Raw genomic sequence first — 20,790 nt, 5'->3', positions numbered from 1 at the left:
ATGCAGAAGATGAAATCTTCAAAAAAACGATATGGTAAGGAGGCTCCGCCGGCGAATCTTCTGGAAGAACCAGCTGCTGCCTATTACACCAGCTCCAGTATTGTAGGTAATTCTATTCACCTGATGGGCCTTAAAGATGATCGGTCCTTTAAAGCGGTCAGGAACACGGCTGATTTTATCGATTGGATCCGCAGCGGCCTCCCCAAAAAAGCCCTGGATCATCTTGCCGGAATAATGGGGGTATCGGATGCACAGATTGCAAATATGCTCCATACTTCCGACAGAACTTTACGGCGCTATACTCCCTCCCAAAAACTCAATGCAGAGCAATCCGAACGCATTATTGAATTGGCGCGGCTCTATGCAAGAGGGGCCGATGTTTTTGATGGCCTGGATACCTTTAAAACCTGGATGGTTACACCCGTAGATGCTCTGGGTACTAAAAAGCCCATTGAGCTTCTCGACACCTCAATGGGTATTGAGCTGCTTATGGATGAATTGGGGCGTATTGAACAGGGCATATTTGCCTAAGTAAATCAGCGGTTATACAACCGGCTGGTTTCATGGCGGCATATGCCGCACTGCAAACAGCGAAACATGAAAGTTTACCGAATCAGTAAATGCGCTTATATCGATGACCTAAGTGGCACGGGCGCTGCGCGTTTCCCAGGCCGCTGGCATAGCAAAGGTACCTATGTGCTTTATACAGCAGCGTCTCCGTCATTAGCGCTGCTGGAAAGCGTGGTGCATATTACCACAATTATAAAGCTGGACCTTTGCATCCTGGGTTTGGAGATACCGGAACGGAGTATCCGTACATTTTCTACGGCATTGCTTCCGGATGACTGGTTCCATCACCCGGCACCCGACCAGTTAAAAAACATCGGCGACCGGTTTGTGAAGGACGGTACGTTTTTCGCCTTAAAAGTTCCTTCTGCTGTGATGCCGGAGGAGTATAATTATCTTTTAAATCCCGCACATCCGGATTTTAAAAGCGTAAAAGTAATCTATAGCAGGCATCTTCGTATGGATCAACGGCTGCTTCGGGATGGGGAATCGTAACTGAGGCTCATTTTATTTCCATCCATACAACTGATCGCTGTAAAAGGTCCATTCCGGCGTTTGAATGCTTAGGGCACTGTTTTTTAGCAGATACCAGGGACCAGAATGCCTGCCGGAGGGATTTTTGAGAATATGAATGTCCTGTGCCGGCATATAGCTTTGGGCGAGGAGGTAGATCTTTTCACCTTTTTTGTTTTGTGCCATATCGATGACGATCACTGCATGCCCGGGCGCGCCGGGTTTTAACAGTACATCGCCCGGTTGCATTGCTGCTATAGGCTTTTTATACAGGGAGGCCGGCAATGTAGCGGTGCCACAATAGGAAAATACCACGTCAAGATACTGCAGAAGGGATGCGTGTGTAGGAGGCGCGGGGTTGCTGCGAATGGTGACCAGCCGGTTCCCGGAAAGTTTGTACCGTGTTCCTTTCAGCCAGCCGTCGTACGAAATCCATGTACCGTCGCCGGCATAAAACCGGATCTGTTCAAATCGTTTTTTCTTAAACAGGTATTCCGCCCGCAGGCGCATCACGGCATCTGCACATTGTTGGAGATCTTTTTTTCCAACACTGATATCCAGTACAGCATACTGGGCCTGTTGGTTAGCTTTTGGCGTTCCGTTAAAAAGAAAAACAGTATGGCCGCTTTTAAGTTTTAACTGTTTCAGATAGTAACCAAAATCAGTAGCCGGGATGCTGCCGCGGGTATACCCCGGAGGTGTGCCGATACCGGAAACAGACAAGGCTGTATTGGCCAGAACCGGCTCCGGTGTTACAGGAACGGATGCAGGGGACGGTGCTGTTGTCTGGCCACAACCTGGCAGGAAAAGTACAGCCAGGCAATGGCAGAATATAGGGGCCCTAATGGATTTCATGTTGCAGGTTAAAATCATAATGGGAGCTTTTATTGAATGAGAGTCTGGTTTTGAAAAGATCCATAAACCGGTTATGAAGCCAAACATTATCTTTGTTCGCTATGCAGTCTCAGGGAATTACGATTTATACCGATGGTGCAGCCCGCGGCAATCCGGGGCCCGGTGGTTATGGTGTGTTGTTAATGTATGGAAGGCACCTGAAAGAATTATCCGGCGGTTTCCGGCGCACTACGAACAACCGCATGGAATTGATGGCTGTAATTGAAGGCCTCAAAACCTTGAAAACGGCGGAGCTGGCCGTTACTATTTATTCCGACAGCCAGTATGTGGTAAATTCGGTTACCAAAGGGTGGCTGAATAACTGGGTTCGTACCGATTTTAAAGGCGGGAAAAAGAATAAAGACCTTTGGATGCAATACTACCATCTTGCCAAGAAGTTCCAGATCCGGTTTGTATGGGTAAAGGGCCATGCCGAAAACCCGTATAACAACCGCTGCGACGAGCTGGCTACCGCCGCGGCCGACGGAAGAAACCTGGCGGAAGATGTGGGGTATGAGGGATAGTTTAGGGTTCCAGGTTTAAAATTTAAAGTTTCAGGTTGAGTTTTCATTTCTGCCTGGTGGACTTCGCTTCTTCCAGCACCCTGCCCGCTATTCCCTGTTATCTTCAGATATCAACCGGAGGAAGAACACGGAATGGTAACGGTATCATCACTTCTACATTTGATATTTCTCACTGGTTATTTTACATTCCCCGAAGGGGAAAGGTTCCAGCCCCGATGATCTGCAGGGGATTGATCAGTTAACATTCCGGCAAACTCAGCGGTACGTTGATGGCCAGCCCGCCATCCGCAGTTTCTTTGTATTTAAAGTTCATATCCTGTGCCGTATCCCACATGGTTTTAATCACATCATCCAGAGATACCCGTGCAAAATCGGGGGTGCTTTGCAGGGCGAGCTGTGATGCGGTAATGGCCTTAATGGCTCCCATGGTATTCCGCTCGATGCAGGGTACCTGTACCAGGCCCCCAATCGGATCACAGGTCATACCCAAATGATGTTCCATGGCAATTTCAGCGGCCATCATTGCCTGCTTTTGGGAGCCGCCCAACCCTTCTGTTAAAGCGGCCGCGGCCATCGAGGAAGACACTCCGATCTCGGCCTGGCAGCCGCCCATGGCCGCGGAGATGGTGGACTCTTTTTTGAAGATGCTGCCGATCTCTGCGGCGGTCATCAGAAACTTCCGGATCCGTTCAGCGGTGCTGATCTCATACGCCGTATCAGTACAGAAGATAATAAAATAATGTAACACCGCCGGGATCACCCCGGCCGAGCCATTGGTGGGTGCAGTTACCACCCGTCCAAAGGATGCATTCTCTTCGTTTACCGCCAATGCAAAACAGCTCACCCAGTCCAGCGTATAACGGAAACTACTGCCACCTTCCCGGATCAGCCGGATCCATTCTTCATAAGAAGAATAGAATGCGTTCCCTATGAGCTTTTTGTTGAGGGCCGCGGCGCGTCTTCGTACATTTAAACCACCCGGTAGTACCCCGGTCTTATGGCAACCCCGGTACACACAGTCGCGCATGGCATCCCATATTTTTGTAAGCCCTTCACTGGTCGCTTGCTCGCTGCGCCAGGCCTGCTCATTCTCTGCTACAATGTCGCTGATGGAAAGTCCTGTTTTAATACTCCAGCGCAACAGGTCGTCTGCTTTGTCGATAGGAAAGGGTAGAAGCAGGTTATTGTTTAAAACGGTATCTTCTCCTTCTTCTTTTACAAAGCCGCCGCCAATGGAATAATAGGTTTTGGCGATGTGCTCGCCATTGTCCAATGCAGCCAGGAAGGTGAGCCCGTTGGAATGATAGGGCAGGGTTTCTGTAAAAAGGAATTCAATCGCTGTTTGCGGATCAAAAACGATAGACCTGCTTCCGGCCAGCATCAGGCGCTGTGTTTGCCGTATACCGGCAATCGTTGTATCAATTTTTTCTACATCGAACGTTACGGGATCATAACCACAAAGTCCCAACTGCACTGCAATGTCGGTACCATGGCCTACACCTGTTTTGGCAAGCGACCCGTACAATAGGATTTTCAGGCCGGTTACCTGTTCCAGTTGCTCCTGCTGCTTCAAATACTCAAGAAAGCGTTCAGCTGCCCGCCAGGGCCCCAGGGTATGCGAACTGGAAGGTCCCACCCCGATTTTTAACATATCAAAAACCGAAATCGGTTCGTATTGCATGGTTCAATCTTTAGTGGCCGAAATTACAACAAAGCGACTGATCCGGGAGAAAAACAAAGGGTGTATTCATAATGCCGGTCTGCTTTGCGGGGGCGTGGATCTTTTGATCCGGGATGGAACCATAAGATTAATAGGAAGGACGTTCAACCAGTTACTGATTACTTACTTTGACCAGTTCAATATTAAAAAACAGCGGTTGGTTGGCCAGTGAGCCATAGCGGGAATCACATCCATATCCCAGTGCGGAAGGGATGATCAGCTTGATCGCTCCTCCCTCTCGGATCCTCGACAGTCCGAGGTACAGGCCGGGAATCACCTGATTTAGCCGAAGTACTGCACCATCGGGATTTTTAACAAAACTTGAATCAAACCCCTGACCGGTCATCAGCCGCCCCATATATTTAACAGTTACCAGGCTATTGGGTTCGGGCCGGGCTCCGCTGCCTTCCCGGATTACCTGCCACATCATCCAGTTGGTGGTGTCGACATCTGCGGAGATGGTGCTGTCTCGGATATATTTGCGCATTTGCGCGGTATCGCTTGTGGCAGGTCTTAGGTCACAGGCAATAGTGGTTTCTTCCTTGATACAGCCAATGATCAGCAGGCCAAGTATAACCGCGAGGCCGGCGTATATTTTTTTGTTCATGATGATGTGTTAATGGTGCTGTGAAAGGATCTTGTCCTTCCGGGGCGAATTTACATAAATGGCCGGACTGTGCAGACAGCCATAAGGCTTTTTCTAAAGGATTAACATTATTGGTAAAAGACCGGGGCGGATCGTTTATAATCTGCAATCAAACATCCTTTTGATAGCAAAAACCCCGGTAAACCGGGGTTGTATAAATGTGCTATTGAATACTACTGTATCCTTCATGACTTACTGAACCTTTGTCAGCTCTACAAAAAAGTAGAGAACCTGATCCGGAGGCATTGTTACCTGTCCGGTATAAGGGTTCCGTGCGGCGGCACAACCATATGCCAGTGAAGAAGGTATGATCAGTTTGATTTTTCCCCCTTCTTTAATTTTTGGGATGCCTAACTGCCATCCCTGGATCACGTTGCCCAAAGGAAAGGAAACTCCATCTGCCGAGGCGTCAAATTGCTGACCAGTTGATACATACCTGCCCACATACTTTGCCGTTACGGTGCTGGTAAGGGTAGGTGTGGCGCCTGTGCCTGGTGTAATGACCTCATACATCAGGCCGCTGGGATCAACAGTAACATTTATAGCACTGTCTGCAGCAAATTTCGTCATTGCCGCCTTTTCACTTTCCACTGTTTTGGGAGTACATTGTTTAACATCATTATTTTTCAGGCAACCGAGCAGCCCAACGGCTGCTATGAGTGCCAGTCCATATAATTTTTTCATACCAGGTTTAAACTTTTTTGAATTACTGATTGCTGGTCATGTCGGTAAGCTCGTATTCATAAACCAGCTGTGAATTTGCGGGTACCATGTTAACGCCCATTACCGGAAGACAGCCAAATTGTGAAGAAGAAGGGATCACCAACCGGATCTTTCCTCCCTTTGAAATTTTGCTGATGGCATAAACAACATACACGCCGGAGCTATAGTTCCTTAAAGGGGCGGTAGGCGGTTGCTTTATGGTAAGGGAATCTACAATGGTTCCATTTATCAATTTTCCGGTATACCGGAAGGAAACCAGTGAATCAATCGTTGGTTTGGTAGTACCGGTTCCGGGATTTTCGATATAATAGTAAACGGATGCCTGTTCGTCGAAGCGGTACAACGCATTGGTCCCGTTCTTTTGCAGAAAAGAATCAATGATCTGCCGGTCCTGGCTCAGCGATAGTTTAACAGTACAGCTGGATTGATCGTCCGATTTGGAGCACCGGACAATCAGCAGCAGCACAAACAAGGCGGGCAGGAAGAGCAGGAACCGCTTTTTTATACCCTGGCCCTGCATTAGTTCGGCGCTTTTACATCGGTGAGCGTATAATCGTAGATCAGCTGGGAATAGCCGGGAATACTTTTCCCGTTAATCGTTTGCGGAGCACAGGAAAAATAAATGGAAGAAGGAAGGATCACTTTAAATTTGCCGCCTTTTTTCAACGGTGAAAGCGCCGCATAATAAAGTGAGGGCTGCCCCTGCTGGTCCATTAGGTCTTTTAAACGAAGTGGTGTTCCGTTCGAGTTTGTTTTAATTTCTTCCGATGTTCCGATCTCAGTTCCATTCATGAGCGACATGGTATATTTAAAGCTAATCAGCGAATCATCTTTTGGCTGGCTGCCGGTACCGGGGTCTGCAACACCCATATAGGCGCTGTAAGTGGTATTATAGTTCAAATAACCTACAGAAGGATTTTTGCCGATAAACGAATCGATCACCGACCTGTCCTTTTCCAGCGTATTGGGGTAGCAGGTAGGTCCATCATTTTTAATACAGGAAGCCAGCATCGTTACAGCGGCAGCAACAGCCGCTACGGGTAGGAATAACGTTTTTTTCATTCTCTCAATTTAAAAAATTTAAACGAATCTATTTATAATCAACTAATTACTTTTTGTTCTTTCGGGCCAGCAAGGATTTGTAGTGGTTTTCATTGATATCCCACTTGTGATAAGACGAAAAGACAGCAATAAACGCAACAATAATGATACCGGCAATCAGCAAAATTAAAAAAAGCGAAGGATCTGCATTGGCCTCCATCGCCGCTTTTTTATACCATCCGCTGAAAAAATTAATAAAAATACCAATCACCAGTAAAATTCCAAGTGGGGTGCTGATCAGGAAATTTTTTAGTGACCTTTTTTTCTTAAGCCTGTTGGCTTCCCAGTATTTTATAAAAGCTTCTTCTTCCTTGGTATACATAACCCCCCAAAGGTACATGAAAAACAAGCAGTTTTGTAAGTGTGACAATTGTTGCATATATTGCAGTTCAATTAATTGTTTGTGAAACTAGCGTCATTATTAGCCCAATACCTGTTCGCCCATAAGCAGTTAAGCTTGCCTGGGCTGGGGATCTTTTATGCCGAGGATAGCGGCGATCCGGAGCATCCAACCCTGCGGTTTGAACAACGGCCGGTGAACGGGTTTGATGAGCCGGTAGTCGATTACATTTCCTCGGAAACCGGGAAAATGAAGGTTTTAGCGATTTCCGACCTGCAGTCACAACTGGAAGATGCTGTCCGTTTTTTAAATACCGGGAAGCCGTATCTTTTTACCGGGATCGGTACCCTGCTGAAAAAAGCAGATGGTTCTTATGATTTTGTTTCAAATACAGCAGCCCTTCCACCGCGGAAGAAAGATGTGCCCATTACCGAAAGAAATACCATTCCGCAGAGCTATATTGAAGAAAAACCCGGAAACGGCCGTTCAAAAAAACCGGCGATTATCATCATTGTACTGGTGGTCATTGCCGTTGCAACCACCATCTGGTTCTATTCCAAAACAGGAGAGCACCGGGAAATCGTACAGGCTCCCGATCAGGCAGCACCGGTGGCAGCAGACACGGCCAAAAAGCAGGCAACTACGGGTAATACAACTACAGGTTCTACTCCGGTTTCAACAGCAACCCCGGGTATGACTACCTATGTGCTGGAAATCACCAGGGAGCCCCGGGCTTCAAAACGGTATAACCAGCTCAAGAAAATTTCATGGCCTGTAGAACTGGAGCAGCTGGACTCTCTCCAATATGCTATTGTTATGAAACTGAGTACGGCAGTAGCCGATACGGCCAGGGTGAGGGACTCCTTAACAGCAATCTCCGGAAAAAAGGTAACCATTCGCCAAAACTAGCCGGGACCTCTTTGGCGGAATTGCTTTTAATAATCTTACCAGGATCGGTACGCCAAAAGAAGCTCGTGCCGGAGCGCGGCCAGTGCTTACTGAAGGCAATTTTCTGTTGCAATGCTGTAGAAGAAGACGGTTTGCTGTAATGCAGATCTGAAATAATTGCCCCCCCATTTTAAGGAGATACAGCGTCCTGCCGGAACAAATAATTATTTTGCACATTTGGCGGATTGGTTTACTTTTCGGGCGTCTAAAACCGGTTAATACCCGAAAGAATTCATATGGCAAAGAATGATCTACGAAAAGAACAGGCATTGGCCTATCACGCAAAAGGTAGACCGGGAAAAATTGAAGTAGTTCCAACAAAAAAGGCAAAAACCCAACGGGACCTGGCGCTGGCCTATTCGCCGGGGGTGGCAGAACCCTGCCTGGAAATTGCAAGGAATGTTGAGAATGTATATAAATATACGGCAAAGGGAAACCTGGTGGCAGTCATCAGCAATGGCACCGCGGTACTGGGTTTGGGAGATATCGGGCCGGAGGCCGGTAAGCCGGTGATGGAAGGCAAGGGAGTGTTGTTTAAGATCTTTGCCGACATCGATGTGTTCGATATTGAAGTGAATGAAAAAGACCCCCGGAAGTTTGTCGAGATTGTTAAGGCACTCGAGCCCACTTTCGGCGGCATCAACCTGGAAGACATCAAGGCACCCGAGTGTTTTTATATTGAACAGGAACTGCGTAAGCAAATGAATATTCCTGTTATGCACGACGACCAGCATGGCACCGCCATCATCAGTGCGGCAGCCCTGATCAACGCCCTGGAAATCCAGAAAAAAAGGATCGATAAGGTGAGATTTGTGGTAAATGGTGCCGGGGCTGCGGCCATGGCCTGTGTGCTGCTGTATCAGGAACTGGGAGCAAAGCCTTCCAATTTCCTGATGTTTGATAAACATGGCGTTTTAAGTAAAGAGCGGACCGATCTGGAAGAAATGAAGCTTCCTTTTGCCAATGCTACCCGGGAGCTTACCCTGGCTGAAGCCATGAAAGGCGCCGACGTATTTATCGGGCTGAGCGCCGGCAATACCGTTTCTGCGGATATGGTTAAAAGCATGGCTAAGAATCCGATTGTATTTGCTATGGCCAATCCCGATCCCGAGATCTCCTGGGAAGCCGCTACCGGTGCCCGGAAAGATATCATTATGGCAACAGGCCGCAGCGATTACCCCAACCAGGTAAACAATGTACTCGGGTTCCCCTACATTTTCAGGGGCGCCCTTGATGTAAGGGCCCGGGTGATCAATACAGAAATGAAGCTGGCTGCTGTAAGAGCCCTGGCGGGACTGGCTAAAATGCCGGTGCCCGATATCGTAAACCTGGCGTACAACCAGGAAAAAATGGCCTTTGGGGCAGACTATATCATTCCCAAGCCGCTGGATCCGCGCTTGCTAACAGCCGTGGCACCCGCTGTGGCCCGGGCGGCTATGGAAACGGGGGTAGCCTATCACCAGATACAGGACTGGGAACATTACAGCCGGGAACTGGATAAGCGGCTCGGGGTCGATAACCAGGTGTTGCGGGCAATGGGGGCCAAGGCGCGTTCGGCTCCCAAACGTATCGTATTTGCAGAGGGTGAAAACGTGAAAATATTAAAAGCCGCCCAGATCGTTTTGGATGAAGGGATCGGTTATCCCCAGCTGATCGGAGATAAAAAAGAAATCGAGATTATTGCAGCGGAGAACAGCATCGATATTTCGGGGATGGTCATTTTTGATCCGCGTAGTGAAGATATGATCGAAAAGCGGAAGGAATACGGCGACCTTTTTTTCCGGAAGAGGGCCCGCAAGGGATATACCAAGGAAGAGGCACACAAGCTGATGAAGGAGCGGAATCATTTCGGCTGTATGATGGTGGAACAGGGCGATGCGGATTGCATGCTGGCGGGGCTTACCAAAAAATATGACGAAGCAATCCGTCCGGCGTTACAGATCATCGGCACCGAACCTGGCGTAAACCGGGTGGCGGGCATGTACCTGGTAATGACCAAAAAGGGTCCTTTGTTTCTCGCCGATACCACGGTTAACTTTAACCCTACGGTAGAAGAACTGGCGGAGATCGTATTGCTGACGGCAAAAGAAGTAAGGGCCTTTAACCTTACGCCACGCATTGCCATGCTCAGTTATTCAAACTTTGGCAGCAGCAAATCCCCGGAAGCCAAACTGGTATCGCAGGCAAGGGCACTTGTAAAAGAAAAAATGCCGGACCTGATCGTTGACGGTGAAATGCAGGCCAATATTGCATTAAATAACGGTCTGCTGCAGGAAATATATCCGTTTAGCGATCTGGTAGGGCAACAGGTAAACACGCTGATCTTTCCTAACTTAGCGTCGGGAAACATTGCCTATAACATCCTGCTCGAAATCGGATCCACGGATGCCGTAGGACCCATCGTAATGGGATTAAAAAAACCGGTACACCTGTTGCAGCTGGGCAGCACCGTAAGCAACATTGTAAATATGGCAATGATCGCGGTTATTGATGCACAACTGAAAACAAAACCGCCCGTTGTGGATGACCGGAATACAAGAAGGCTATTGAAAAGGAAAACTGATTGATCCACTTTTTAAAAGCAATCCATTGAAAATATTAAGAGAGCTTGGAGAATTCATTAAAATGGCCGGGGGGATGTTCCGGAAACCGGAGAACTCCAAAATGTACTGGAAGCAGTTCATGCTTCAGTGCAACGACATTGGTATTGGTTCATTGGGGATCATTTGTATCATTTCGGTTTTTATTGGGGCCGTGTCTACGTTGCAGACGGCTTACCAGCTGGTATCGCCCATCATTCCCAAAACCACCATCGCCCAGATTGTAAGGGATACGGTGATTCTTGAATTTGCGCCAACGCTGAGCTGCATTGTGCTTTGTGGCGTGGTGGGTAGTAAAATTGCCAGCGAGCTGGGAAATATGCGGGTGAGTGAGCAGATCGATGCGCTGGAGATCATGGGTATTAATACCAAGGGGTACCTGGTGCTGCCCAAGATCCTGGCGGGCCTGGTAACCATACCGCTTTTGATTATGCTGGCCATGGTGCTGGGCATTTGGGGAGGCAGGCTGGCCGGTACCGCTGCCGGTATTATTGATCCCAGTATTTTTGATACCGGCCTGGTGATGGCCTTTAAAGCCTACAACGTTTATTTTGCACTCATTAAATCGTTTGTGTTTGCCTTTATCATTACAGCCGTTCCCGCTTTTTACGGATATACTGTTAAAGGCGGCGCATTGGAGATCGGGCATAGCAGTACCCGGGCGGTGGTGGTATCCTGTGTGTTACTATTACTAGCCGATTATATCTTATCAGCTTTACTTTTGTAAAACAGCAACGCAACAGCATGATTGAAATAAAAAACCTGAAGAAGAGTTTTGATGATAAGGCGGTCCTGAAAGGGGTTGATGTAATTTTTGATGAAGGAAAGTGCAACCTTATCATCGGCAGCAGCGGCAGCGGGAAAACAGTGCTGATGAAATGCATGGTAGGGTTGATAAAACCCACTTCCGGTAGCGTGTTGTACGATGGGGATGATTTTGTGAGCATGAATGATGTTGAGAAAAAAAGCGTCCGCGAAAAAATCGGTATGCTGTTCCAGGGCGGGGCATTGTTCGACAGTCAGACAGTAGAGCAAAACGTGATGTTTCCGCTGGATATGTTTACCAACGACAAATATGCTAAAAAGAAAGAGCGGGTGAAACAGGTACTGGAACGTGTACAACTGAAGGAAGATGCATACCGGAAATTTCCGTCGGAGATCAGCGGTGGAATGCAGAAGCGGGTGGCACTGGCGAGGGCCATCGTATTAAATCCCAAGTACCTGTTTTGTGATGAACCCAACTCCGGGCTGGATCCCCAAACTTCCATGGTGATCGATAAACTGATACAGGAAATTACACAAGAATATAATATTACCACGATCATCAATACCCACGATATGAACAGCGTAATGGAGATCGGGGATCATATTACGTATATGCATCAGGGCGAGAAGGAATGGGAAGGCAATAACAAGGAGATCATCCTCAGCGAGAACCAAAAACTGAATGATTTTATTTTTGCGTCCGAATTCCTGAAGGATGCCAAACGGATGCGTACCATACAGGAAACAGGTGAGATTCCAAAAGATATGCCGCCAGGCGTGAAGGACGCTATTGAGGAGCGGCTGAATACAGACCTGGATGGTGACGGGCATATCGGCAATCCGTCGAAAAACAAACCCTCGTCAAAAGAATAACGGGCATAAGGGGCAAACCCTTAATTTTGCACTTGCTTTTTTAAACACATAATTATAAGATATGGCAGTTTTGGTCAATAAGAATTCAAAAATATTAGTTCAGGGCTTTACCGGAACGGAGGGCACCTTCCATGCTACACAGATGATTGAATACGGTACCAATGTGGTAGGCGGCGTTACTCCGGGTAAAGGAGGCACCACGCACCTGGACCGGCCGGTATTCAATACCGTGGCAGAGTGTGTAAAGCAAACAGGTGCTAACGTGAGCATTATTTTTGTTCCGCCGGCTTTTGCCGCGGATGCGATCATGGAGGCTGCAGATGCCGGTATTGCGCTGGTGGTATGTATCACAGAAGGCATCCCGGTACAGGATATGGTGGCCGTAAAGAATTTTCTGCAGGGCACCGGCACCCGTTTGATCGGTCCCAACTGTCCGGGGGTAATCACTGCGGATGAATGTAAAGTGGGTATCATGCCCGGGTTTGTGTTTAAGAAAGGGCGCATCGGTATTGTTTCCAAGTCCGGAACCCTTACTTATGAGGCGGCAGACCAGGTAGCCAAAGCCGGGCTGGGTATTAGCACCGCTATTGGTATTGGTGGCGACCCGATCATCGGAACAACAACGAAAGAAGCCGTGGAGCTGTTTATGCAGGACGACGAAACGGATGCGATTGTGATGATTGGTGAAATTGGCGGAGGTATGGAAGCGGAAGCGGCCCGCTGGATCAAGGAGCATGGTAACAAAAAGCCCGTAGTCGGTTTTATTGCCGGCCAAACGGCGCCTCCGGGCCGGCGTATGGGACATGCCGGTGCCATTGTAGGTGGAGCAGAGGACACCGCTGCTGCCAAAATGAAGATCATGAGCGAGTGTGGTATTGCCGTGGTAAGCAGCCCGGCGGATATAGGGAAAACAATGGCCGAAATCATCGGAAAATAATGCGTATAATAAATTTTTAAAAGAAAGCCCGGAATCTCCCGGGCTTTTTTTATTTCTTTATTGGGCTGGATTAAAAAATATCATAAATTTGAATGCCCTCTGGTACTGGATAATTTGCACACGAAATGCATCTGGATTCACGCGTTTCTGGCAATAACCGTATGATTGCTATTTTATCTGAACACCAAATGTAGAAATGATGTAAACGGTTCAAATAACTTCTCTTGTTATGACTGAAGACAGAGCGATATTTGTTGTTGATGATGACCCGATCCACCGGCTGTTAATGGATAAACTGTTTGCCAAACAACCTAAGCCCTGCAGACTGCATTTTTTTGAAAACGGGCAAAAGGCGTTGAGTGCCCTTACCGACCCCGAAGCACAAGTGCTGCCGGACCTGATCCTGCTCGATATTGAGATGCCGGTGATGAATGGCTGGCAGTTTATGGATGCGTTCAGCCTTCTTGATCCTGCATTCACTGGCCGGATAAGGGTATATATGGTGTCCTCTTCTTTTTCGGATGAAGACCAGGAACGGGTAAAAACCTATCCGCTGATAAAGGGCTATATTGTAAAGCCCATCCGGATCGATACAATTGTTGAACTGCTCCAATAACGCCCGGTTGTTTGCAGTACCGGTAGAAGGATGCCACCCTGTACCGATTCCCATTGCCCGGGAACTGCTATTATGAACGTCCTCGCCGATGTTTTGCAAGGATCCTTTATCTTTAGCACAAGAACAAAGAACATGGATTTTAAGCAATTGGAAGGGAGCTTCTCGGGGGAACTGTTTTATGATAACAGTAGCCTGCATCAGGCTCAAAAGATGATCTATGCAACAGACGCGTCGGTGTACCAGGAACAGCCGCTGGCGGTTGCACTGCCTAAAAACAAAGAAGATTTAAAGGCGCTGATTCGTTTTGCAAACCAGAACAGGGTTTCGCTGATCCCGCGTGCGGCGGGTACTTCGCTGGCCGGACAGGTGGTTGGCAACGGGATCGTTGTAGATATTTCAAAATATTTTAAAAAGATCATTGAGGTAAATGCCGCAGAGCGTTGGGTACGCCTGGAACCGGGCATTGTCCGGGATGACCTGAATGCCCTCTTAAAGCCTTACGGGTTGTTGTTTGCTCCTGAAACGTCTACTGCCAGCAGGGCAATGATCGGCGGAATGATCGGTAATAATTCCTGCGGCCTGCATTCGATCGTGTGGGGTGATACCCGCCAGCATTTACTGGAAGCCACCGTATTGCTCAGCAACGGGGAAGAAGTGGTGCTGAAATACCGAACAAATGCGGAGATCCTTGCAATGGCCGCCGCGGATACGCTGGAAAGTCAGATTTACCGGGAACTTTCGGCATTATTAAATGACCCGGCAAATGCATCGGTGATCCGCGGGCACTATCCCCGGAAATCGCTGAAGCGGCGGAATACGGGTTATGCGCTGGATATGCTCCAGGACGAAAAAGAAGCGGGCGGCTTTAACCTCTGCAGCCTGCTCGCCGGCTCAGAAGGCACACTGGCTTTTGTAATAGAGGCCCGGCTTAACCTGCTTCCGTTACCACCCGCAAAGGATGCGCTGGTTTGTATCCATTGTGCTTCGCTGGCAGCATCGCTTCATGCAAATAACGTTGTGCTGCGGCATCGTCCCATGGCTTCTGAGCTGGTAGACCGGTACATCATGGATTTTACCAAAGGACATCCGGTGTATCACCAGAACCGGTTCTTTATTGAAGGGGAGCCTGAGGCCCTGCTGATGGTAGAATTTATGGAGCACAGTGATGAAGCTTTGGATCAGAAGACGGCAGCGCTGATTGCGGATCTGAAAAAAAACGGGCTGGGCTATGCGTACCCGGTCATCAAAGGGCCGCAAACCAAACTAGTATGGGACATCCGGAAAGCAGGGCTGGGGTTGATCCGGAACATGCCCGGAGACGAGCAACCCGTGAACCTGATAGAAGATTGTGCCGTGGCTCCGGAAGATCTGCCTGCCTATATTGAAGACCTGCAGGAGTTGTTAAAACGTTATGGACTTCAGGCTTCTTATTATGCACATGCAGGTGCCGGAGAATTACATGTAGAGCCAATGATCAACCTGAAAACAGCCGCCGGAAAGGAAACGTTTCGCAATGTGCTGAAGGATACAGTGGCACTGGTAAAAAAGTACAACGGTTCTTTAAGTGGTGAGCACGGAGATGGAAGATTGCGGGGCGAATTTATTGCCAGTGCGATGGGCGACGAGGTCTACCGCCTGTTGCAACAGGTTAAACATATTTTTGACCCGGGAAATATTTTCAATGCGCACAAGATCGTTAATACCCCCAGGATGAACGAGCAGCTGCGCTACGATGCGGGGAAGCAACAGCTGCCTGTAAATACGGTATTCGATTATACCCGGCAGGAAAATATTTTGAGGCTGACCGAAAAATGTTCCGGATCCGGCGATTGCAGGAAGTCGCAGGTAACCGGCGGCACCATGTGCCCTTCTTATATGGCTACTCTGCAGGAAAAAGATACGACGAGGGCGCGGGCTAATATCCTTCGCCAGTTCCTGACCAGAGCCGAAAAGGAAAATCCGTTTGATCATCCCGAGATCAAGGAGGTTATGGATCTTTGTTTAAGTTGCAAGGCCTGTAAGTCTGAATGCCCTTCCAGCGTGGATATAGCCAAGCTAAAAGCAGAATTTTTACAGCATTATTACGATGCCAACGGCGTTCCCTTTCGCTCAAAACTGATCGCCGGATTTACAAAGTCGCAACGTTTAGGTATCATGATGCCGGGCATCTATAATGCTGTAGCTAAAAATAAATTTGCCTCGGGTGTGATAAAGAAACTGGCCGGTTTTGCGCCGGAACGCTCGCTGCCCGCGGTCGGTAAAACAACCCTGCGCAGCTGGTTTGAAAAATACCGGAAAACAGTTCCACAGCAATACAGCCGGAAGGTGTTCTTGTTTTGCGATGAGTTTACCAATTACAATGATGTGGAGATCGGGCAAACAACCATCAAACTTCTGAATGCACTCGGTTACGGAGTAGAGATCCCCGGTCACGGCGAAAGCGGCCGTACCTGGCTGTCGAAAGGACTCGTACGGAAAGCAAAGGAGATCATTGTAACCAACGTGAAGACCCTTTCGCAACAGGTAACAACCGAGCAGCCGCTGATCGGTATTGAGCCCAGTGCCCTGCTCACGTTCCGGGATGAAGCGCTGGACCTGGTTCCGCCGGAACTGTATGAAACGGCCAGGTCCCTGGCTGGAAACAGCCTCCTTGTTGAAGAGTTCCTCGCTGGTGAATATGAGGCGGGCCGGATCCATACGGCGCAGTTTACGGGCGCAAAGCGCGTGGTGAAGCTGCATGGGCATTGCTATCAGAAATCGTTTGGTGTAATGCCTTCAGTACAGAAAATATTGAGCATCCCGTCTAATTTTTATGTGGAACTGATTCCCTCAGGCTGTTGTGGTATGGCCGGCTCCTTTGGATATGAAAAAGAACACTACGAGGTTTCCATGAAAGTAGGAGAACTGGTATTATTGCCGGCGGTGCGCGCTGCAGCGGCAGATACCATCATCGCAGCATCCGGTACCAGCTGCCGGCACCAGATAAAAGACGGTGCAAAGCGGCACAGCCTGCACCCGGTGGAAGTGTTGTGGAAAGCGCTGAAATGACCCATCATGTCAACGCATAGCAACATGTAAAAGATTACTAAAGCAAGGTTGCCAATGTTTTTTCCAGTTGCCGCACCTCCAAATTGCGGCCAATGATGCGACCCTGTGGATCAATCAGTACATTTTGAGGGACCCGGCGGATACCATAAAGCTTTGCCGCTTTGTTGTCAAGTCCATTCAACTCCGACACATGGTACCAATCCATCTGGTCCTTTTCAACGGCATTGATCCATTTTTCCCTGCCATCTGCTTTGTCGAGAGCAATACCCAGGATGGTGAATTTTTTGTCTTTAAACCTGTTATAGATTTTCACTAGCCGCGGCGATTAGGCCCTGCAGGGAAGGCACCAGCTGGCCCAGAAATCCAGGAGCACATACTGCCCTTTTAACGATTCCAGTGACAACGCTTTTCCATGAATATCTGCTTGGCTAAATACCGGCGCCATTCCCCGGCTTGTGGATTTTACAGAGTCAATGTCTTGTTTAAAAGCAGTACCGGCTTTCGACTTTCTTACAGACGGGTTAAGGCGTTCAAAGATTTATGTTACGGCAGGAGTATTGAAATGCATACCGGTGTTGTTTTTGAGGACATATAAGGCAATAGGAGACCGGGGATTGTTCCGTGCATAATCCTCATGGATCTTATTATAGCAGGTAGTGGCAGTATTGATTTGTTCCTGGAGCTTTAAAGCGGTGACTGTATCCTTATTTTTCATGGCGATGCGCTGTTCGTCGCTAAACCGGGAAATTTCACTGCTTACGGGTTTAATAAGATTTGTGAGTTTCCTGTATTCGTTGTTTGCCAATAGGCCGGGTGTGGAAATATTTACAAAAGAATCCGAAGAAATGAGCCGGTTGACGCCTGGCTGTATAAAAATTGAGGTCTCAATACTTTTCCTGGGCAATGAACGGTCTTTAAACGGCCGTGAACGGATGGATATTAACAAGGGCATTTCTTCAGATATAGTACATGCATATGTTCCGTTTACAACCCGGACGCTGTTGCTGGCAATAGCTGCATCCTTAAAATAGCTGTAGTAGATGTAGGCCGGTGATTCTTTTATTATATTCCAGCGATCCTTTAATGATAGCCTTTTGCGATTGAGAAAATGTTACACAGGTATAACAAAGCAGCAATGCTAAAAAAGATTTTTTCATACCGTTATCGGTTGGTATGGTGAAGGTAATTTTTATTCCAAATCCCCAGTTCTAAATTCCAAATCAGATCCCGAATCTGGAATCTCAATCCAACACAGTACAGGCAACACATTCCAGTTAGAGCAATATCAGTTTTCCAAACAAAAAAGACCCTGCAGGATAAAAATCCTATCTTTCCGAAAATATTTACCGCATTGGAATTTCCGGTATACCTGCAGTTGGGAACGCAAAAGATCCTGTTACACATGGTAACGGAGATCGCCAGTTTTTTTATTGCGTTCCGCTTTTATCTTTATCTGAAACGGAAACAGGGCGATTCCATTTCAGGCATGAACCGGTTGTATATTTTATTGGGTGCTGCCCTGGGTGCACTGCTGGGGTCCCGTATCCTGGGCGGACTGGAAGATCCCGTGGCGCTGGCCGCCAGTGCATCGCCCCTGCAATATTTTTACCTTAACAAAACCGTAGTAGGCGGATTCCTGGGCGGGTTGATCGGCGTGGAAACCATCAAGAAGATCATCGGCGAAAAACGGCGAAGCGGCGATCTTTATACCTACCCTATTATCCTGGGGCTGGTCATCGGCCGCATCGGGTGTTTTAGCATGGGTGTTCATGAAGAAACCTACGGCCTGCCCACTGCTTCATTTACCGGTATGAATCTGGGAGATGGTTTGTTACGGCACCCGGTAGCTCTTTATGAGATCGGCTTTTTGTTACTGCTGGGCCTGCTGATCCGCTATGCTGATCGGTCGATGCCGCTTGACAGCGGCGCGCGGTTTAAGATCTTTATGATCGGTTACCTGCTATTCCGTTTCCTGCTCGATTTTATCAAACCGCATTTTACCTGGCCGGTAGGACTGTCTTCCATCCAGATCGCTTGTTTACTGGGATTATTATATTATTTTAGATACATTATTCAACCCAAAAGATTACTGATTCCCCATGCCGGTTCGTCCCTACACATACTATGATTTCACCATCAGCCTTTGCAGTACCTGTCTGAAACGGGTGGATGCAAAGATCGTTTTTGAAGACAATAAGGTGTATATGCTTAAGAACTGTGCAACGCACGGGTTTGAAAAAGTACTGATCGCCACGGATGTGGAGTATTACAAAAATATCCGCAATTACAATAAGCCTTCCGAAACACCGCTGCAGTTCAATACCAAAACACACTATGGCTGTCCCTATGATTGTGGCCTCTGCGCCGACCATGAACAGCATAGTTGTTTAACGGTTGTTGAAATTACAGATCGTTGCAACCTGACCTGCCCTACCTGTTATGCCATGAGCAGTCCGCATTATGGACGGCACCGGACGGTGGAAGAGGTGGAGCGGATGCTGGATATCATTGTAGCCAATGAGGGCGAGCCGGATGTGGTGCAGATCAGCGGCGGGGAGCCAACGCTGCATCCTGATTTTTTTAAAATACTGGATATTGCCAAAACCAAGCCCATTAAGCATTTAATGGTCAATACCAATGGTATCCGCATCGCGAAGGACAAGGAATTTGTAAGGCGGCTTGCATCCTATATGCCGGATTTTGAGATCTATTTGCAATTTGATTCATTTAAGCCCGAAGCGCTGATCCGGTTGCGCGGAAAAGATTTACGGGATGTGCGGATGAAGGCTTTAGAATATTTAAACGAACTCAATCTTTCCACAACCCTGGTGGTGACTCTGCAACAAGGCGTGAATGACGATGAGGTAGGGTCCATCATCGACTATGCGCTGAAGCAGCCCTGCGTGCGGGGAGTTACCTTTCAGCCGGTACAGATTGCGGGGCGTACCGAAAATTTTGACCCGGCCGTTAACCGCATTACGATGACCGATGTGCGGCAAAAGATTCTTGATCAGACCGGTGTTTTCAACGCCAATGACCTGATTCCTGTACCCTGTAATCCGGATGCATTGGTGATGGGCTATGCGTTGAAGTTAAACAACCAGGTGTTTCCGTTAACGCGGTATATTGACCCGGCATTGCTGTTGGATAATTCGCGGAATACGATCGTATATGAGCAAGACGATATGCTGAAGGAGAAAATGATTGACATCTTCAGTACGGGGATCTCGGTAGACCGCGTGGAGGAGAATATGAACCAGTTGTTGTGCTGCCTGCCGCAGATACAGGCACCGGGGCTTACTTATAACAACCTGTTCCGGATCATTATCATGCGGTTTATCGACGCCTACGATTTTGATGTACGGGCTATCAAAAAGAGTTGTGTGCATATTGTGCACAAGGACGGACGGCTGATCCCTTTTGAAACGATGAATTTATTTTACAGGGATGAAAAGGAAACGTATGTAAAACAATTGCAGCAGCAGCTGGATGCTGTTGTTGCGCAATAAATAAAAAATGGAAGACCTGGGTATCATGATCTTGATCGGCGGACCAATCATCGGCCTGATTCTTATTCTGGTGGGGATAATAAAGTTGTTTGGTCAAAGCGAAAAGGCGATCGAGGGACGTAAACTGGTGCTCATCGGATTCATCCTCCTGGTGTTTTCGGCACTGGTGGGCTTTTCCATTTGCACAGGAGGTTTCTGATGAAGCTTTTTGCGCAAAACAGGGAGCTGAAAAAAATAAAAACAAAAGTATGGCAGAATTGGGCCTGTTTTTACTGATTGCCGGCCCCCTTGTGGGCGGCGTCATATTGCTGGTAGGCATCATCCAGCTTTTCGGAGGTGCTGAATCAGCGGCTCGTGGGCGTAGAACTGCGCTTACCGGTCTGATCATTATCGTGCTTTCCGTGCTTATTGGTTTTTCCATTTGCTCGGCCGCACCTTCTTCCGGCGGTTTTCATTAAGCGTTGTT

General features: G+C 48.1%; 22 protein-coding genes and 1 pseudogene. 14 read left to right on the top strand and 9 right to left on the bottom strand.

Annotated features, from left to right (window positions below; translation table 11 throughout):
- The first annotated feature begins 9 nt into the window (after positions 1–9).
- Together parS and LL912_RS13410 are read left to right on the top strand one after the other, a co-directional pair.
- Positions 10–531 (top strand): type II RES/Xre toxin-antitoxin system antitoxin, encoded by a 522-nt coding sequence (gene parS / locus LL912_RS13415; RefSeq protein ID WP_235554085.1) that lies wholly within the window; start codon positions 10–12, stop codon positions 529–531.
- A 66-nt stretch (positions 532–597) separates the two neighbouring features.
- Positions 598–1,062, top strand: coding sequence for an RES family NAD+ phosphorylase (locus tag LL912_RS13410; RefSeq protein WP_235554084.1), 465 nt, complete (start codon positions 598–600; stop codon positions 1,060–1,062).
- A 12-nt stretch (positions 1,063–1,074) separates the two neighbouring features.
- Here the strand turns inward: LL912_RS13410 and LL912_RS13405 are convergent, their stop codons facing one another.
- A complete protein-coding gene (locus tag LL912_RS13405) occupies positions 1,075–1,935 on the bottom strand; it encodes a DUF4846 domain-containing protein (protein ID WP_235554083.1) in 861 nt (286 codons plus the stop codon).
- A gap of 101 nt (positions 1,936–2,036) precedes the next feature.
- Between LL912_RS13405 and rnhA the strand changes: the two genes are divergently transcribed.
- On the top strand, positions 2,037–2,498 hold the full coding sequence (gene rnhA / locus LL912_RS13400) for a ribonuclease HI (protein ID WP_235554082.1): 462 nt from the start codon (positions 2,037–2,039) through the stop codon (positions 2,496–2,498).
- Between the two features lie 238 nt (positions 2,499–2,736).
- On the opposite strand, the gene LL912_RS13395 is transcribed toward rnhA, so the two are convergent.
- From LL912_RS13395 to LL912_RS13370, 6 genes are all read right to left on the bottom strand, one after another.
- Positions 2,737–4,179, bottom strand: coding sequence for an L-serine ammonia-lyase (locus tag LL912_RS13395; RefSeq protein WP_235554081.1), 1,443 nt, complete (start codon positions 4,177–4,179; stop codon positions 2,737–2,739).
- A 151-nt stretch (positions 4,180–4,330) separates the two neighbouring features.
- The gene (locus tag LL912_RS13390) at positions 4,331–4,825 is read right to left on the bottom strand and encodes an FKBP-type peptidyl-prolyl cis-trans isomerase (RefSeq protein ID WP_235554080.1); all 495 of its coding nucleotides are present in this window, start codon (positions 4,823–4,825) and stop codon (positions 4,331–4,333) included.
- Positions 4,826–5,056: 231 nt separating this feature from the next.
- The gene (locus LL912_RS13385; protein WP_235554079.1) at positions 5,057–5,548 is read right to left on the bottom strand and encodes an FKBP-type peptidyl-prolyl cis-trans isomerase; all 492 of its coding nucleotides are present in this window, start codon (positions 5,546–5,548) and stop codon (positions 5,057–5,059) included.
- A gap of 22 nt (positions 5,549–5,570) precedes the next feature.
- Positions 5,571–6,107 (bottom strand): FKBP-type peptidyl-prolyl cis-trans isomerase, encoded by a 537-nt coding sequence (locus LL912_RS13380; RefSeq protein WP_235554078.1) that lies wholly within the window; start codon positions 6,105–6,107, stop codon positions 5,571–5,573.
- On the bottom strand, positions 6,107–6,649 hold the full coding sequence (locus tag LL912_RS13375) for an FKBP-type peptidyl-prolyl cis-trans isomerase (RefSeq protein ID WP_235554077.1): 543 nt from the start codon (positions 6,647–6,649) through the stop codon (positions 6,107–6,109). Before LL912_RS13375 ends, LL912_RS13380 begins: the two co-directional genes overlap by 1 nt.
- A gap of 46 nt (positions 6,650–6,695) precedes the next feature.
- The gene (locus LL912_RS13370; RefSeq protein WP_235554076.1) at positions 6,696–7,028 is read right to left on the bottom strand and encodes a hypothetical protein; all 333 of its coding nucleotides are present in this window, start codon (positions 7,026–7,028) and stop codon (positions 6,696–6,698) included.
- Positions 7,029–7,091: 63 nt separating this feature from the next.
- On the opposite strand from LL912_RS13370, the gene LL912_RS13365 reads away from it, so the two are divergent.
- The 7 genes from LL912_RS13365 (at position 7,092) to LL912_RS13335 (ending at position 16,815) form a co-directional block, all read left to right on the top strand.
- Positions 7,092–7,937, top strand: a complete 846-nt coding sequence (locus tag LL912_RS13365) for a hypothetical protein (protein ID WP_235554075.1) — start codon at positions 7,092–7,094, stop codon at positions 7,935–7,937.
- A 275-nt stretch (positions 7,938–8,212) separates the two neighbouring features.
- Entirely contained in the window at positions 8,213–10,543 is a 2,331-nt protein-coding gene (locus tag LL912_RS26330) for an NADP-dependent malic enzyme (RefSeq protein ID WP_235554074.1), read from the top strand.
- A 22-nt stretch (positions 10,544–10,565) separates the two neighbouring features.
- On the top strand, positions 10,566–11,303 hold the full coding sequence (locus LL912_RS13355) for an MlaE family ABC transporter permease (RefSeq protein WP_235554073.1): 738 nt from the start codon (positions 10,566–10,568) through the stop codon (positions 11,301–11,303).
- 17 nt (positions 11,304–11,320) lie between these two features.
- Positions 11,321–12,214, top strand: coding sequence for an ABC transporter ATP-binding protein (locus tag LL912_RS13350; RefSeq protein ID WP_235554072.1), 894 nt, complete (start codon positions 11,321–11,323; stop codon positions 12,212–12,214).
- A gap of 61 nt (positions 12,215–12,275) precedes the next feature.
- Positions 12,276–13,151: a succinate--CoA ligase subunit alpha gene (gene sucD / locus LL912_RS13345; protein WP_235554071.1), complete on the top strand. Its 876-nt coding sequence runs from the start codon at positions 12,276–12,278 to the stop codon at positions 13,149–13,151.
- A gap of 229 nt (positions 13,152–13,380) precedes the next feature.
- Positions 13,381–13,767 carry a response regulator gene (locus LL912_RS13340; RefSeq protein ID WP_235554070.1) on the top strand — a complete coding sequence of 129 codons (387 nt, stop codon included), beginning with the start codon at positions 13,381–13,383 and terminating at the stop codon, positions 13,765–13,767.
- Between the two features lie 132 nt (positions 13,768–13,899).
- Complete coding sequence (locus LL912_RS13335; RefSeq protein ID WP_235554069.1) at positions 13,900–16,815, top strand: FAD-binding and (Fe-S)-binding domain-containing protein; 2,916 nt, start codon at positions 13,900–13,902, stop codon at positions 16,813–16,815.
- 37 nt (positions 16,816–16,852) lie between these two features.
- Here LL912_RS13335 and LL912_RS13330 read toward each other — a convergent pair.
- Positions 16,853–17,260 (bottom strand): annotated as a pseudogene (locus LL912_RS13330) (TlpA family protein disulfide reductase).
- Positions 17,261–17,353: 93 nt separating this feature from the next.
- Positions 17,354–17,767 (bottom strand): hypothetical protein, encoded by a 414-nt coding sequence (locus tag LL912_RS13325; RefSeq protein ID WP_235554068.1) that lies wholly within the window; start codon positions 17,765–17,767, stop codon positions 17,354–17,356.
- A gap of 399 nt (positions 17,768–18,166) precedes the next feature.
- Here LL912_RS13325 and LL912_RS13320 point away from each other — a divergent pair, with 399 nt between their 5' ends.
- The 4 genes from LL912_RS13320 to LL912_RS13305 are packed head-to-tail and all read left to right on the top strand — an operon-like array spanning position 18,167 to position 20,782.
- Positions 18,167–18,943, top strand: coding sequence for a prolipoprotein diacylglyceryl transferase family protein (locus tag LL912_RS13320; protein WP_235554067.1), 777 nt, complete (start codon positions 18,167–18,169; stop codon positions 18,941–18,943).
- Positions 18,915–20,324, top strand: coding sequence for a radical SAM protein (locus LL912_RS13315; protein ID WP_235554066.1), 1,410 nt, complete (start codon positions 18,915–18,917; stop codon positions 20,322–20,324). The genes LL912_RS13320 and LL912_RS13315 overlap by 29 nt, the downstream gene beginning before the upstream one ends.
- Before the next feature lie 7 nt (positions 20,325–20,331).
- On the top strand, positions 20,332–20,523 hold the full coding sequence (locus LL912_RS13310) for a hypothetical protein (protein ID WP_235554065.1): 192 nt from the start codon (positions 20,332–20,334) through the stop codon (positions 20,521–20,523).
- A gap of 49 nt (positions 20,524–20,572) precedes the next feature.
- Positions 20,573–20,782, top strand: a complete 210-nt coding sequence (locus tag LL912_RS13305) for a hypothetical protein (RefSeq protein WP_235554064.1) — start codon at positions 20,573–20,575, stop codon at positions 20,780–20,782.
- Positions 20,783–20,790 lie beyond the last annotated feature (8 nt).

Origin of the sequence: Niabella agricola (assembly GCF_021538615.1) — a bacterium.
GTDB lineage: Bacteria > Bacteroidota > Bacteroidia > Chitinophagales > Chitinophagaceae > Niabella > Niabella agricola.
The sequence above is the reverse complement of the archived record's forward strand: the minus strand, read 5'-3'. Positions and strand labels throughout refer to the sequence as shown.

Coding starts and splice junctions, on each gene's coding strand:
- parS (WP_235554085.1), top strand. CDS start 10: ATGAAATCTTCAAAAAAACGATATGGTAAGGAGGCTCCGCCGGCGAAT.
- LL912_RS13340 (WP_235554070.1), top strand. CDS start 13,381: ATGACTGAAGACAGAGCGATATTTGTTGTTGATGATGACCCGATCCAC.
- LL912_RS13405 (WP_235554083.1), bottom strand. CDS start 1,935: ATGAAATCCATTAGGGCCCCTATATTCTGCCATTGCCTGGCTGTACTT.
- LL912_RS13390 (WP_235554080.1), bottom strand. CDS start 4,825: ATGAACAAAAAAATATACGCCGGCCTCGCGGTTATACTTGGCCTGCTG.
- LL912_RS13370 (WP_235554076.1), bottom strand. CDS start 7,028: ATGTACCTTTGGGGGGTTATGTATACCAAGGAAGAAGAAGCTTTTATA.
- LL912_RS13395 (WP_235554081.1), bottom strand. CDS start 4,179: ATGCAATACGAACCGATTTCGGTTTTTGATATGTTAAAAATCGGGGTG.
- LL912_RS13375 (WP_235554077.1), bottom strand. CDS start 6,649: ATGAAAAAAACGTTATTCCTACCCGTAGCGGCTGTTGCTGCCGCTGTA.
- LL912_RS13410 (WP_235554084.1), top strand. CDS start 598: ATGAAAGTTTACCGAATCAGTAAATGCGCTTATATCGATGACCTAAGT.
- LL912_RS13325 (WP_235554068.1), bottom strand. CDS start 17,767: ATGCCCTTGTTAATATCCATCCGTTCACGGCCGTTTAAAGACCGTTCA.
- LL912_RS13385 (WP_235554079.1), bottom strand. CDS start 5,548: ATGAAAAAATTATATGGACTGGCACTCATAGCAGCCGTTGGGCTGCTC.
- LL912_RS13305 (WP_235554064.1), top strand. CDS start 20,573: ATGGCAGAATTGGGCCTGTTTTTACTGATTGCCGGCCCCCTTGTGGGC.
- LL912_RS13350 (WP_235554072.1), top strand. CDS start 11,321: ATGATTGAAATAAAAAACCTGAAGAAGAGTTTTGATGATAAGGCGGTC.
- LL912_RS13380 (WP_235554078.1), bottom strand. CDS start 6,107: ATGCAGGGCCAGGGTATAAAAAAGCGGTTCCTGCTCTTCCTGCCCGCC.
- LL912_RS13310 (WP_235554065.1), top strand. CDS start 20,332: ATGGAAGACCTGGGTATCATGATCTTGATCGGCGGACCAATCATCGGC.
- LL912_RS13335 (WP_235554069.1), top strand. CDS start 13,900: ATGGATTTTAAGCAATTGGAAGGGAGCTTCTCGGGGGAACTGTTTTAT.
- sucD (WP_235554071.1), top strand. CDS start 12,276: ATGGCAGTTTTGGTCAATAAGAATTCAAAAATATTAGTTCAGGGCTTT.
- rnhA (WP_235554082.1), top strand. CDS start 2,037: ATGCAGTCTCAGGGAATTACGATTTATACCGATGGTGCAGCCCGCGGC.
- LL912_RS13315 (WP_235554066.1), top strand. CDS start 18,915: ATGCCGGTTCGTCCCTACACATACTATGATTTCACCATCAGCCTTTGC.
- LL912_RS26330 (WP_235554074.1), top strand. CDS start 8,213: ATGGCAAAGAATGATCTACGAAAAGAACAGGCATTGGCCTATCACGCA.